The sequence below is a fragment of the Micromonospora sp. LOL_013 genome (assembly GCF_048060315.1).
GTDB lineage: Bacteria > Actinomycetota > Actinomycetes > Mycobacteriales > Micromonosporaceae > Micromonospora_E.
Window position 1 is genome coordinate 95,293 of the sequence record NZ_JBHMIQ010000007.1, and the last position, 13,170, is coordinate 108,462.

Annotated in this window: 14 protein-coding genes; 10 read left to right on the plus strand and 4 right to left on the minus strand. The window is 72.1% G+C overall.

The features are described from left to right. Positions 1 to 17 precede the first annotated feature (17 nt). The 3 genes from ACFHWS_RS06960 to ACFHWS_RS06970 all read left to right on the plus strand — a co-directional run bounded on the left by ACFHWS_RS06960 (position 18) and on the right by ACFHWS_RS06970 (position 1,892). Complete coding sequence (locus ACFHWS_RS06960) at positions 18 to 389, plus strand: ArsR/SmtB family transcription factor (RefSeq protein ID WP_416551157.1); 372 nt, start codon at positions 18 to 20, stop codon at positions 387 to 389. A 38-nt stretch (positions 390 to 427) separates the two neighbouring features. Further along, on the plus strand, positions 428 to 910 hold the full coding sequence (locus tag ACFHWS_RS06965; protein ID WP_416551397.1) for a GNAT family N-acetyltransferase: 483 nt from the start codon (positions 428 to 430) through the stop codon (positions 908 to 910). Between the two features lie 112 nt (positions 911 to 1,022). Continuing rightward, on the plus strand, positions 1,023 to 1,892 hold the full coding sequence (locus ACFHWS_RS06970; protein ID WP_416551156.1) for an AraC family transcriptional regulator: 870 nt from the start codon (positions 1,023 to 1,025) through the stop codon (positions 1,890 to 1,892). A 22-nt stretch (positions 1,893 to 1,914) separates the two neighbouring features. Here ACFHWS_RS06970 and ACFHWS_RS06975 read toward each other — a convergent pair whose 3' ends face one another. Together ACFHWS_RS06975 and ACFHWS_RS06980 are read right to left on the minus strand one after the other, a co-directional pair. Beyond that, the gene (locus ACFHWS_RS06975; RefSeq protein WP_416551155.1) at positions 1,915 to 2,184 is read right to left on the minus strand and encodes a hypothetical protein; all 270 of its coding nucleotides are present in this window, start codon (positions 2,182 to 2,184) and stop codon (positions 1,915 to 1,917) included. Positions 2,185 to 2,469: 285 nt separating this feature from the next. After that, positions 2,470 to 3,600 carry a mandelate racemase/muconate lactonizing enzyme family protein gene (locus tag ACFHWS_RS06980; RefSeq protein WP_416551154.1) on the minus strand — a complete coding sequence of 377 codons (1,131 nt, stop codon included), beginning with the start codon at positions 3,598 to 3,600 and terminating at the stop codon, positions 2,470 to 2,472. Between the two features lie 115 nt (positions 3,601 to 3,715). Between ACFHWS_RS06980 and ACFHWS_RS06985 the strand changes: the two genes are divergently transcribed. Genes ACFHWS_RS06985 through ACFHWS_RS07010 form a run of 6 tightly spaced genes read left to right on the plus strand, consistent with a single transcriptional unit; the run spans position 3,716 to position 9,737 of the window. After that, on the plus strand, positions 3,716 to 4,669 hold the full coding sequence (locus ACFHWS_RS06985) for a thiamine pyrophosphate-dependent dehydrogenase E1 component subunit alpha (RefSeq protein ID WP_416551153.1): 954 nt from the start codon (positions 3,716 to 3,718) through the stop codon (positions 4,667 to 4,669). Then, complete coding sequence (locus tag ACFHWS_RS06990; RefSeq protein WP_416551152.1) at positions 4,662 to 5,645, plus strand: alpha-ketoacid dehydrogenase subunit beta; 984 nt, start codon at positions 4,662 to 4,664, stop codon at positions 5,643 to 5,645. The genes ACFHWS_RS06985 and ACFHWS_RS06990 overlap by 8 nt, the downstream gene beginning before the upstream one ends. Beyond that, positions 5,642 to 6,454: an SDR family NAD(P)-dependent oxidoreductase gene (locus ACFHWS_RS06995; RefSeq protein ID WP_416551151.1), complete on the plus strand. Its 813-nt coding sequence runs from the start codon at positions 5,642 to 5,644 to the stop codon at positions 6,452 to 6,454. The genes ACFHWS_RS06990 and ACFHWS_RS06995 overlap by 4 nt, the downstream gene beginning before the upstream one ends. A gap of 57 nt (positions 6,455 to 6,511) precedes the next feature. Further along, the gene (locus ACFHWS_RS07000; RefSeq protein ID WP_416551150.1) at positions 6,512 to 7,834 is read left to right on the plus strand and encodes a hypothetical protein; all 1,323 of its coding nucleotides are present in this window, start codon (positions 6,512 to 6,514) and stop codon (positions 7,832 to 7,834) included. Next, complete coding sequence (locus tag ACFHWS_RS07005; protein WP_416551149.1) at positions 7,831 to 8,127, plus strand: YciI family protein; 297 nt, start codon at positions 7,831 to 7,833, stop codon at positions 8,125 to 8,127. Before ACFHWS_RS07000 ends, ACFHWS_RS07005 begins: the two co-directional genes overlap by 4 nt. Positions 8,128 to 8,129: 2 nt before the next feature. Continuing rightward, entirely contained in the window at positions 8,130 to 9,737 is a 1,608-nt protein-coding gene (locus ACFHWS_RS07010; protein ID WP_416567845.1) for a hypothetical protein, read from the plus strand. A 49-nt stretch (positions 9,738 to 9,786) separates the two neighbouring features. On the opposite strand, the gene ACFHWS_RS07015 is transcribed toward ACFHWS_RS07010, so the two are convergent. Continuing rightward, a complete protein-coding gene (locus tag ACFHWS_RS07015; protein ID WP_416551147.1) occupies positions 9,787 to 10,965 on the minus strand; it encodes a glycosyltransferase in 1,179 nt (392 codons plus the stop codon). Then, entirely contained in the window at positions 10,962 to 11,504 is a 543-nt protein-coding gene (locus tag ACFHWS_RS07020) for a hypothetical protein (RefSeq protein WP_416567846.1), read from the minus strand. Before ACFHWS_RS07020 ends, ACFHWS_RS07015 begins: the two co-directional genes overlap by 4 nt. A 65-nt stretch (positions 11,505 to 11,569) precedes the next feature. Between ACFHWS_RS07020 and ACFHWS_RS07025 the strand changes: the two genes are divergently transcribed. Further along, entirely contained in the window at positions 11,570 to 13,168 is a 1,599-nt protein-coding gene (locus tag ACFHWS_RS07025) for a glycosyltransferase family 2 protein (protein ID WP_416567847.1), read from the plus strand. The last annotated feature ends 2 nt before the right edge of the window (positions 13,169 to 13,170 follow it).

Below are 13,170 nucleotides of genomic sequence, written 5' to 3' on the forward strand. Positions count from 1 at the left end.
ATTGTCAAACTAGACGTGTGTCAAGACAAGAGTTGCCGGTCGTGCCGGACCCGTCGACCTGCTGCGCCCCGTTGACCGACCAGGCGCTCACCGACGGGGCGGCGACGGGCCTGGCCCCCGGCTTCAAGGCCCTCGGCGACCCGGTACGCCTGCGGCTGCTGTCGCTGATCGCGTCCCAGGCCGACGGCGAGGTGTGCGTCTGCGACCTGACCGAGGCGTTCACCCTGACCGGGCCGACCATCTCCCACCACCTGAAGGTGCTGCGCGAAGCCGGCCTGATCGACTGCGAGCGCCGGGGCACCTGGGTGTACTACTGGATCGTCCCGACCCGGCTCGCCGCCCTGTCCCGGCTCCTCGACGTCGCCACCACCGCCGGAGCCGCGCGGTGACCGACACCGGCGCGGCACCGCCGGTGACGCTCATCCCGATGACCGACGTGCACCGCGACGTCGTGCTCGACATCTACCGGCTCGGCATCGCCACCGGCAACGCCACCTTCGAGACCGAACCGCCCGGCTGGGACAGCTTCACGGCCACCCGATTGCCGGACCACCGCTGGGTCGCCGTTGACGCCGATGCCGCTCACCTCACCGTCCTCGGCTGGACCGCGTGCACCCCGGTCTCCGACCGGTGCGTCTACGCCGGAGTCGTCGAGCATTCCGTCTACGTCCACCCGGACGCCCGTGGGCGCGCCGTGGGCCGGCTGCTGCTCCGGCAGTTGATCGCCTCGACCGAGCAGGCCGGCATCTGGACGATCCAGGCCGGGGTGTTCCCCGAGAACACCGCCAGCCTCGTCCTGCACCACAGCTGTGGTTTCCGCACCATCGGCACCCGTGAGCGCGTCGGCTGCCATCACGGCCGCTGGCGCGACGTGGTGCTGCTCGAGCGCCGCAGCCCGATCGTCGACTGACGTCTGATCGGCGCCCAAACCGGGTCGGGCGGCCGGATGATCGGATCGGGCCACGACGGTCGGGCACCGCCAGGGTGCGCTCGGCCAGGCTGGACGTCGAAGGGAGGCCTACGTGATCTCGGCACTCAACCGGCTGGTCCACCTCGTCGAAGAGCACCTGACCGAGGAGCTCGACATGGACGCGCTGGCCAGGACGCTCGGCACGACCCAGTACCACCTGCGGCGGATGTTCTCGTCGCTGGCCGGGATGCCGCTGTCGGAGTACGTGCGCCGACGCCGGATGACGGTTGCCGCCGCCGAGCTGGTGCGCGGCGACGACGATCTGCTGAGCATCGCCGTCCGGCACGGGTACGGCTCGACCGAGGCGTTCGGGCGGGCGTTCCGGGCGGTCCACGGTGTCGGCCCGAGTGACGTGCGCCGCGATGGAGGCCCCCTTCGCAGCCAGTTACAGCTCAGGTTCCGCCTGACCGTCGAAGGGAGCATCCCGATGGACACCCGTATCGTCGACCGGCCCGAGTTTCGGCTCGTTGGACACGCGACCCGGGTCCCGCTGATCCACCACGGCGTCAACCCGCACATCCAGCAGCACATCGCCGCGCTGCCGGCCCAGGAGCATGGGCGGCTGAAAGACCTGTGTGGCACCGATCCGGCCGGCCTGTTGCAGGTCTTCGCCGACCTCGACCCGGACGCCACCGAAGGCAGCGAGCTGACCTACCTGCACGGGGTCGCGGTCGCGGCGGAGACGGCCACGCCCGCCGACCTGGACGCCGTGACGGCACCGGCCGGCAGGTGGGCGGTCTTCCGCGTCGCCGGGCCGTACCCGCAGGCCCTGCAGTCGGCTTGGGCGGCGACGGCGGCCGACTGGTTCCCGTCGAATCCGTGGCGGCTGCGGCCAGGTCCGTCGATGGTCGCGGTGCTCGACCGCGCTGCCGATTTCAGCACCGCGACCTGTGAGTTGTGGCTACCGGTCGAACCGGCCTGAGGTCACCGGGTCACGGGGCGAGTCACCGGGCTGCTGCGTCGCCGCGCTGTCGGCGGCGCAGTAGTAGCCGGGCGATGAACATCGGTGCCAGATGCAGGAGGGCGGCGATCGTCCCGGCGAGCACCGCGATCTGACCGACCGACAGCCCTTGCCACGCCAGCACCAGTGCCGCGCAGACGACGGTGAACAGCGCGCCGCGCACGGCACGCAACAGGATTTGGCTGGGCGGGGTGTCACCACCCTGCTCAGCCGGGGTGGCGCGCCGCCGGACCAGGGTGGTGACGACCGCCAAGATCGCGATCAGCGTGGCGAACTGCAGGGCCCACAGCGCGGTCGCCGCGACGCTGGCCCCGCTGGTCGCCGACGGCGCGACGCAGGTTGTTGGATCTGCGGCTGGACCTGCTGCGCGATCCGGCCCATCACCTCGTCGGAGGCGAAGACCAGTTGCCGGTCCGAACGGGTCTCGGGCGTCGGTTGCGACATGCCGACAAGCGTATCGACCCCTCGCTCGTCCGACCTGTCGGAATTGGAGTGACACAGTACGCCGGAGGGGTCGGGCAGGCCGGAAGGATCCGGCTCAGACGGCGTAGGCGACGGAGCCGTCGGCGCGGCGCGGAATCCGGGTCAGTGGCCGGCCGGTGAGGTCCAGTGGTGCGGCGTCGGTCAGGTCGAGGGTGACGCCGAGGCCCGGTTGGTCGGGCACCGGCAGGAAGCCGCCGTCACGGCGGACCGCCGGGCGGGCGGGGCCGGCGGCGAGGGTGTCGTCCAGTGGCGAGTACTCCTGCACGACGAAGTTCGGGATCGCCGCGTCGAGGTGCACCGACGCCATGGTCAGCAGCGGGCCGAGGCAGTTGTGGGTGACCACGGCGGCGTGGTGCGCCTCGGCCAGGGCGGCGATCTTACGGGCGTGACTGAGTCCGCCGGCCAGGCCGACGTCGGGGCGCACGTACTGGGCACCGCCCTGGGCGAGCAACTCCTTGAACTCCCAGATGGTGTGCAGTCGTTCGCCGTTGGCCATCGGTACGCCGGCCGCCCGACGCGCCACGTCGGCCTGGCTGCTGACGCTGTCGATCTGGATCGGGTCCTCGACCAGCAGCGGCAGGTGCCGGGCCAGTACGGGTACGACCGATTCGGCCTGTAGCGGGGTGAGTTTGCGGTGCAGTTCGATCAGCAGGTCGACGTCGGGCCCGACGGTGTCGCGCACGGCTGCGGTGGTGGCGTCGGTCTGCGCGACCAGCCGGGCCACCGACAGGTTCGCGTAGTCGGCCGGCAGCGGGTCGAACTTGACGGCGGTGAACCCGTCGGCGACGGCGGCCGCCGCCTGGGCGGCCAGGTCGTCGGCACCGGTGCCGCCCAGCAGCAGGTGCAGCCGGATCCGGTCCCGGACCTGGCCGCCGAGCAGCTGCCAGACGGGCACGCCGAGTTGCTTGCCGAGCACGTCCCACAGCGCGATGTCGATCGCGGAGACGGCGGCGGTGAGCACCGAGCCGCGGAACGGCCCCATCCGGTACAGGTGGTGCCAGTGGTGCTCGATCCGCCGCGGGTCGGCGCCGAGCAGGTACGGGCGGAAGGCTTCGACCACGGCGTGCACCGCCGCGGGGTAGCCCCAGCAGGCGGACTGGCCGACGCCGGTCAGCCCGTCGGCGGTGTGCACCTGGACGAAGTGCGCGTCGCCGAGCACCACCGAGTCGACGGCGACGATCTCCATAGCTGCCCCCAGAAAATTTGAGACCTATAACGGCCAGAAACTTGCCACCTCACTCTTCCATAGCATGATGCCCCTGGTCTAGGCTCCATTCTCAACGAGCCTCAATAAGGGACTAATGAGCGTTGGGGGTGTGATGGGGCTGCCGGACGACTACCGGTCGATGACCCGGATCCGCCGGTTCGAGGAGCGACTGACCGCCCTCAAGGACGGCGGCGAGATCCCGGGGTCGATCCACCTGTGCGACGGCCAGGAGGCGATCCCGGTCGGTGCCTGCCGTACGCTGCGTGACGGCGACTACGTGACTGCCACCTACCGTGGCCACGGCTGGGCGATTGCTCGCGGCGTCGACCTCGCCGGACTGTTCGCCGAGATGATGGGCCGCGACAGCGCGCTGTGCGGCGGCCGGGCCGCCTCGCCGTACCTGTCGGACCCGAGCCGCTGGTTCGTCGGCGAGAACTCCATCGTCGGCGCCGGGGTGCCGGTGGCCACCGGGGCGGCGCTGACCGCGCAGCGCACTGGCTCCGGCGCGGTGTCGGTGGTGAGCATCGGCGACGGCGCCATGAACCAGGGCAACGTGCACGAGGCGATCAACATGGCCGCCGTGCTGGACCTGCCGCTGGTCGTCGTCGTGGAGAACAACGTCTACTCGGAGATGTCGCGCATCTCCGACATGGTGCGAGTACGCCAGCTCACCGAGCGGGCACCCGGCTACGGCGTACCCGGTCGGGTCGTCGACGGCAACGACCCGGACGCGGTCGCGGCCGCCGTCGACGAGGCGGTGGCCCGCGCCCGCGAGGGCTCCGGCCCATCCATCGTGGAGACGATGACCGAACGCCTGGTCGGGCACTACAGCGGCGACGCCCAGCACTACCGGCCGGCCGGCGAGATCGCCGCCGCCCGTCAGCGTGAACCCCTCGCCCGTATCCGGCAGGCCGCCGACGCGGCGCTGACCGCCGCCCTGGACGCGATCGACGCCGAGGTGGACGCCGAGATCGAAGCCGCCGTCGCCGCCGCCCGCACCACGCCGCTGCCCGACCCGGCGACCGTCAAGGAGCATGTCCATGCCTGAGTCCCTGCGCTACATCCAGGCTGTCAACGCCGCCCTCACCTGGGCGTTGGACAGCCGGGACGACACCATCTACTTCGGCGAGGACGTCGCCCTGCCCGGCGGACCGTTCGGCGCGACGAAGGGGCTGCACAAGCGGTTCGGCTCGGCACGGATCTTCGACACCCCGATTTCCGAGTCCGGCTTCCTCGGCATGGCGCTCGGCGCGGCCATGACCGGCCTGCGGCCGATCGCCGAGATCATGTACGCCGACTTCTCGTTCGTCGCGATGGACCAGTTCGTCAACCAGATCCCGACGATCCACTACGCCAGCAACGGCCGGTGGCGGGTGCCGTTGGTGATCCGGATGCAGCAGGGCTACTCCCCCGGTGCCTGCGCCCAGCACTCGCACTCCCCGGAGGCGTACTTCGCGCACACCCCCGGGCTGCGGCTGGCTCTACCGGCCACTCCGGACGACGCGTTCCAGATGCTGCGTACCGCCGTGGCCAGCGACGACCCGGTGGTCGTCGGCGAGGCCCGGATGCTGTACCCGACTCGGGGCGAGGTCCGCACCGACGCGGCGGTGGAGCCGGTCGGCGGCGCGCGGGTGGTCCGCCCCGGCGCGGACGTCACCGTGGTCGCCTGGTCCCGAATGGTGTCCGCGTCGCTGGACGCCGCCGGGCAGCTGCACGCCGACGACGGCATCGACGCCGAGGTGATCGACCTGCGCTGGCTCAATCCGCTCGACTTCGACACCGTCGCGGCGTCGGTGGCCCGTACCGGCCGGCTCGTCGTGGCCCACGAGGCCAACCTGACTGGCGGCTTCGGCGCGGAGATCGCCGCCCGTGCCGCCGCCGAGTGCTTCGCCGACCTGCGTGCCCCCATCGCCCGGGTCGCCTGCCCGGATGTGCCGATGCCGGCCGCACCGGCGTTGCAGGCCGCCGTCGTGCCGGAGGCCGCCGACGTGGCCGCCGCCGTGCGCCGGACGGTCGGCGCGTGACCAGCGACGCCCGGGACACCCCGCCGGCGGAGGATCCGGCGGCGGCCACACCGGCCAGCGGTACGGCGCCCGTGCTGGCCGGACGGCGGGTCGTGGTGCTCGGCGGCGCCTCCGGCATTGGGCTGGCCACCGTCCGGGCCGCCGCCACGGCCGGCGCCGCCGCGGTCGCCGTCATCGACGCGGACGGAGCCGGCGCGGCCCGCGCCGCCGAACAGGTTCGCCACCTCGGTGTCACGGCCTACTCCCGTCAGGTCGACGTCACGGTCGAGATTGAGGTGGCCGACGCGTTCGGCGGCGTCGCCGCCGCCTGGGGCGGCATCGACGCGGTGCTGCATGTCGCCGGGATCATGCAGGGCCAGGGCCTGGATGTGACCGGTGTGCCGATCGAGCTGTGGCACCGGGTGCTCTCGGTCAACCTGACCGGGCCGTTCCTGGTCGCCAAGCACGCCGTCCCGCACCTGGCCGCCGGCACCGGGGTGCTGGTGCTGGTCGGCTCCAAGGCGGGCGTGCTCACCGGCTCCGGGTCGGTAGCCTACGGCGCGAGCAAGGGAGGGTTGCACGGCCTGGCACTGACCCTGGACCGCCAGCTTCGCCCACGGGGGGTCAGAGTGCATGCGCTCTGCCCCGGCGACATCGACACGCCGTTGATGCGCCGCTCGCTGGACGAGGCGCGGACCAACGGGGTCGATGCCGGCCGGGTCGCCGACATCGAAGCCGACCTGGGCCGGCCGGAAGATGTGGCGTCGGCGTTGGTGCTGCTCGCGGCACCACTGTCGGCCAGCATCACCGGCACCGTCTACACCGGTTGAACGGCCTGGCTGAGCAGCCCGCCCGCAAGCCGGCGACGACGTGGAGGCAAGCAACACATGATCGGCATCATCGGGCCGGAGGACTCCATCCGGCTGGTCCAGGAGGTCGCCGCCGGCGAAGGGCGGGCCGGCGAACTCACCAGCCGCGCGTACGCCCGGCCGGAGCAGGCCCCGGAACTGGCCCGCGAGCTCGACGAGCTCTGCCAGGTACTGCTGTTCACCGGCCGGATCCCGCACGCGCTCGCCACCGCCGCCGGTGACCTGCGCGCCGAGGTCGACTACATCCGCCATGGCGGCATCGACCTTTACCGCACCCTGTCCCGGATGCTGCTGGCGACCGGCGGGCAGCTGCCGACGGTCAGCGTCGACACCATCGAGGCCGGGGTGGTACGGGAGACGTACCACGACATCGAGGTGCCCGCACCGACCGAGATCCTGCCGATCGCCGACTCGACCGGACTGCTCTACGCCACCCTCGACGACGTCACCGCCTACCACCGCGACCGGTACGCCACCGGTGCCGTCGAAGCCTGCCTGACCTGCCTCGGTGCGGTGCACCGCGACCTGCGCGAGGCGGGCGTGCCGGTCTGGCGGGTCGAGCACACCCGCGCGTCGGTGCGCGACGCGCTGCGCCGCGCCTGGCTGGCCGCCGAGATCCGGCAGTCCCGGGCCACCCAGATCGCCGTGATGATGATCGAGTTCGCCGAGCCGGCCAGCCGCCGGCACGACCCGTACGAGGTGGAACGGCAGCGGCTGCGGCTGCGCGAGGCGCTGCTGGAACACGCCGAACGGATGCGCGGGCGGCTCAGCATGATCGACGACCGGACGATGGTGATCACCACCACCCGGGGCACCGTGGACAGCGCCCTCGCCCGTCACCGGGCCGGCCACGCCTCCCTGCTCACCCTGCGCGGCGTCGACGGCGGCCACACCGTCGGCTTCGGTGCCGGCACGACGATCGCCGCCGCCGAGGACAACGCCCGCAAGGCCCTCGCGTTGAGCCGGGGCAGCGGCGACACCCACGTCGTCTTCCCTGACGGGGAGATCCACTCCACCCGGGTGAGCCCGGTCAAGCAGCGCCTGCGGGAGACCGCGCCCGGCATCCTGCGCGTCTCCGAGCAGCTCAAACTCGGCCCGCTGTCCACCCGACGCCTGCTGGAGGCGCTGCATCAGCTGGACCCCAACGAGGTCACCGCCCGCAGCCTGGCCGATGCGTACGGGGTGGAGGCCCGCTCGGCACGCCGGCTGCTCAACTCGCTGCGCGCCGCCGGCTACGCCGACGAGGTCGGAGTGCACGTCAGCACCGGAGCCGGTCGCCCGCAGACGGTCTACCGGGTGGCGATGCAGCGGCTGTTCGAAGCGATCGGCGGTGACGCGTGAGATTCGAGCCGACCTACCTGGTCACCGTCAGGTACGCCGCCGACGCGGCGCAGCGGCGCGGGCCGCACCGATCCGCCCACCTGGACCGGGTCGCCACCCTGCTCGCCGACGGCACCGCGCTGGTCGCCGGCGCGTACGCCGATCTGAGCGCGTCGGTGCTCATCGTGCGGGCCGCCGACGCTGACGCCGCCCGCGCGGTGTGCGAGGCCGATCCGTACTGGCGGCACGGGGTGTGGACGGCCATCGAGGTGGCCGAGTACCTGGCCGCCACACCGCAATCCCTCGGGAGGTAGACATGTCGCAGTTACGCCGGATCGCCGGAGTCCAGGTACGCGGTGCCGAATCCGCGCCGTACGCCGCCCGGCTGCTCGCCGAGACCTTCGGCAGCTCCACCGACGGGGTGCCGGTGCACCTCGACGCCGACCCGGCGCTGCCGGAGGGCACCTACCGGATCGAAGTTCCGGCCGGTGGCGGGCCGGGTGCGGACGCGACCGGTGACGGTGGAGTCCGGCTGACCGGCGACCCGTTCGCCGGCCTGATCTACGCCGCCCGGGAGCTGACCGAGCTGGCCACCGAACGCCAGGTCCCGGTGGGGGTACGGGAGCAGGCACCCGGGCTGGCACTGCGCACCCTGTGGACCTGGGACCACTCGACCAACTGGGATCTGCGCCAGCTCGGCCTACAGGAGATCGGCGCGCTCAACCCGTACGCCAAGTCAGCCGACGCGTTCGGCGCCGACTACCGGCGACTGGTCGACTTCTGCAGCCGGGAACGGATCGGCGGGATCGTCGTGTACGGGCTGCTGCGCGACGCGCACGGCGGTGTCGACGCGGCCCGCGACCTGTGCGGGTACGCCAACGAGCGGGGCGTGCGGATCATCGCCGGGATCGGGGTCAACGCCTACGGCGGCATCTACTTCGACGGCCGGCACCGCTACAACCTGGCGACCTGGCTGCGGCAACGCCCCGAGCTGGCCGCCGAGCTGCCGAAGAAGGTTGGCTTTGACATCGATGAGTTCGGCGATCTGCACTTCCCGGCCAGCGAGTACATGATGGCCGCCTGCCCGTCGCAGCCGGACAATCTGGCCTGGAATCGCGACGCCGTCGACTGGCTGCTGGAGACGATCCCGGTGGGCGGGATCAACTTCGAGACCGGCGACTACGGCAGTTGCGCCTGCGCTCGGTGCACCCGGCGCACCGGCGGTGAACGCACCTCCTGGTCGTACGAGGCGATGCGGTCGGTCTACCCGACGCTGCTGGACACGGCCCGGCGTACCGGGCCCGCCGGGGTGCCGCTGCGGCACCTGGTCGAGGTCTACTGGGACAACATCTTCGACCTGCCGGCACAGCGTCCGCTGGCCGACCTGCCCGACGACGTGGCCTACCAGTACTGCGTCAACCGGGGATTCTGGTACGACAACCGGGACCGGCTGACCGCCGCGCACGTCGAAGCGCTACCGCACTCGACGAACGTGCTGCGTACCCACGCCGGATCGCAGTGGAACCGGCAGCGGCACTCCTGGGTGCCGCAGCTGTACGCCGACATGGCGGCCCGGGTCGGCGTGGCCGGCATGCGGGGGCTGACCATCTTCGGCGAGGCGGGTGCCTACCACCCGACGAACGAGATCGGCTATCTGGCGTACGCCCGGTTCAGCTGGAACCCGGAGCTGGACTGGGCGGACTTCTGGCGCGACGAGGTCGCTCCCCGCTTCGGTGGCGAGGCCGAGGCGGAGGCGTTTCGCGACGGCGCCGGGCTGCTCGACGCCCCGGCGGCTGACGCCGTCGCGCTGGACCGGGTGCGCACCGACGCGCTCGGCATGGTCGCCGCTACCAGCGGGGCGGTGCAGCGCCGGTGGCTGTGGTTGGCCGAACGGGCCGCCCGGTACGCGTACAGCGCCGGCTGAGTCCGGCGGCGCGACCAGTCGGCAGGGTCGCCGGTCACTGGGCGCCCTGTCACGCCAGCGGGTCGAGGTGCCGCCGCAACTCGGCCGCGAACCGGGCGCTGACCTTCGCCGGAGACAGGGCTTCGACGTGGTCACGGACCGCCGCGCGGACCGGCTCGGCACGGTCCCAGGCCCCACCGGACTCGGTGATCGTCTCGGCGGTCTTGTCCGGGTCGGACAGGTCGAACCGGCGCAGCGCGGCGTCCGGCAGCAGACCACCGACGGTAGTGCCGGTCGACACGTACGCCGGCAGGCCGAATCCGGCGGTCAGCGCCAGCGCGCCGGAGTTCAGCGACGACCGGTACGGGTAGACGGCGGCGTCGGCCGCCCGCAGGAAGTACTGCACGTCGGTGTCGGGCGCGAAGCCGGGATGGAAGATCACCGCCGGGTGCTCGGCGGCCCGGCGCATGAACTCGGGGCCGCCGGCCTCCTCGCGTACCTTGCCGGCGACCAGCCAGCGCAGCCGCGGGTCGTGCCGGACCGCGACGTCGAGCGCGTCAAGGAAGTCGCCGTGCCCCTTGTACGGCCGGACCTGCCCGAAGGTAACCAGCACCCGGGCGCCGAGCGGAATGCCGAGATGGCTGCGGGCGGCGGGCCGGTCCACCCAGTCCGGATAGGCGCCGGCGAAGGTGGGGTGCGGGGCGAACACCACGCGTCGGGGCTCGGCTCCGAAAGTGTCCCGCAGGATGTCGAGGTGGCTGTCGTGCATCAGGTGCACCACGTCGGCGGCGGCGAGCATCACCTGGCGCAGCCGGGTTTCGGTCGCCCGGTGCACGGTCTCGTGCGGAAGCAGGTTGTGCACCGTCCAGACCAGCCGTACGCCCTGGTCGCGCAGGGTGTCCAGCCGCTTGGCGAAGGCATCGACCGCAGCTTCGGCCTGGCCGGTGGTGGTGCAACCGGAGGTGACGTCGTAGAGCCAGTGCACATGCAGCACCCGGCCGATGCCGTCGGGCAGTGCGGGCAGCAGCTTGTCCAGCTGGTCGAGCCGGCGGACCCGCATCGGCGTCAGGTTGTGCTGGGAGAACCGGCTGTACAGCAACGATTGGTACGGATTGGCCGTGTCGACCGGCCAGTGCAGCCAGGCGACCGGGGGGCGGTCGGTGTCGGACCAGTCGGCGGCGGCCAGCGCGCTCAGCGCGTCGTCAAGCAGGTGTCCGGCCGAGGTGCCACGGCGCCAGGGAACGATCACGGCTGCCCACCGTATCGTGCGCCGGTGCCGGCGGCGACCGCTCGGGCGACGGATGTGCTGGCCGGGTCGTCGGCGCGCACCTCGGTGACGCCGCCGGTCGCGGCGAGTCGGGTGAGGACACTGGCGGTGAGCTGGTCTCGCAGGTCGGACGGCAGCCCTGCCCAGGCAGGACGCCAGTACGAAAGCGGTGCGGCTCGGCCGGTGACGGTGGCCTCGATCGGGGCTGCCGGATCGGGTCGGTGCAGGGTGAGCCGGACGGCGTCGCCGCCCGGTCGACCCGCGGGCGGCGGGTCGGCGACCGGGGCCGGAGCGCCGACGCCGACGGACCGGACCCGCCGCTGCTCGGTCTCGTTCGCCGCCCCGCGCTGCACCAGCCGGAGCAGGGCCGCCGTTACGCCCTGACGATCACCCTTGCGCTCGGCGACGCCGACGAGAAGACGAACGTCGCTCGCGGTAACGTTCGGGCTGTAGAGTTGCGCCGCTGGCCGGCCGGCCATGCGCTGTAGCCGACCAACCATCCGCCGTGCCGGGCGCAGCACGCGACGTACTCTACGAATCAGGGTCACCGATCCAGATTACCCAGTCGTGACGTGAGGTGAACGCGGTGCCATCCCCGACGGTCAGCATCGTCGTGCCGGTCTACAACACAGAGAAATGGCTCGCGGAAGCGCTCGGATCCATCGAACGCCAGCCTGGTCGGGACCTGATCGAGGTCGTCGTGGTCGACGACGGCTCGACTGACGGATCAGCCGAGATCGCCCAGCGGTACGCCGGTCAGGCCACCGCGGTGCGCTACGTCCGGCAGGACAACGCCGGGCTCGGCGCGGCCCGCAATCATGGCGTGCGCCTCGCCACCGGCCGCTACCTGGCATTTCTCGACTCGGACGACATCTACCCGGACGGCGCGCTCAGTCACCTGACCGGGCTCGCCGACCACCACGAGGCGGCGATCGCCGTCGGCGACATGCAAGGGCTGCCGCCCCGGCCGAACCCCGCCTGGCGTCGTGAACTGCTCATCGGTGAACGGGTCGTCGAGCACATCGCGCACGCCCCGGACCTGGTCGGCAACCCGTCGGCCTGCAACAAGATCTTCCGCCGGGATCTGGTCGACGCGGTCGGCGTCAAGTTCACCGAGGGCACCGCGTTCGAGGACGTGCTGTTCACCATTCCGTTGCTGGCCAGGTCGCCCCGGACGATCCTCACTCCCCGGCTGAGCTACCTCTACCGGCAGCGGGGGGACAATTCCTCGCTGATGGATTCCCGCAGCCAGCCGGCCCGGATCATGCAGCATCTGACCATCATCGAGCGGCTCGCCGACGAGGTGCGTGACCTGCGCTCCGACGACCGCGAAGCGGTGTACCGGTGGATCGCCTACATGCAGCTGCACTACGCGTGGCGGGCGGCGGCCGGCTGCGACGACGATCAGCTCGCCGAGTTCACCGCCCGGATGCACAGCCTCTTCAAGGACCTCCCGATCGATGTGGCCAGCGAGTTCGTCGGCAACGCCGGGGCCGGGTTGCGCGCCGTCGCGATCTACGAGCAGGACGCCGCGACAGTACGCCGGCCGCGTTCCAGCCGACCGCTGCGGGTGCACGCCGGCCAGCCGTACCTCGGGCACCCCGACTTCGACACCTACCGCGACCTGCTGCGGGTCTCTGAGGTGACGGTCAGTGTGCAGGGCCTGCGCGGCAGCGGGCCGGGTACCGGTCCGACGGTCACCGTTCAGGGCACGGTGCGCTGTGCCGGCATCGACGGCGAACCCGGTCAGGTCCGCTCCGACCTGCTGCTGGAGATCGGGGACGGGCTGCTCCGCCAACCGGTCACCGTCGAGTACCGCAAGGGCAACGACCTGCGCTGGTCCTGCCGGCTGACTGTCGGCGAACTGGCCTCCGGCCGGTACCCGGTCCGGCTGGTCGTCCGGGACAGCGGCCGCGAGTACGCCGTACCGCCGGGGCCGGAGCGCGGCGGCCGAGGCACCCTCGGCACCCGACCGACCCGGGTCGGCACCCGGGTGCTCTGGCTGACGCCGGGCGCCGCCGGGCCGACGCTTGTCGTCACCGACGGAACCACCGGCACCCTGGCCCGCAGCCCGCAGTGGCTGTCCGAGATGGGTGCCCGGCAGAGCCGGAACCTGCTCCGCCGGGCATGGCAGACGGCACGGACCGGGCAGCGGCGGCTGACCTCCCGCCGCACCGACAGTTAACC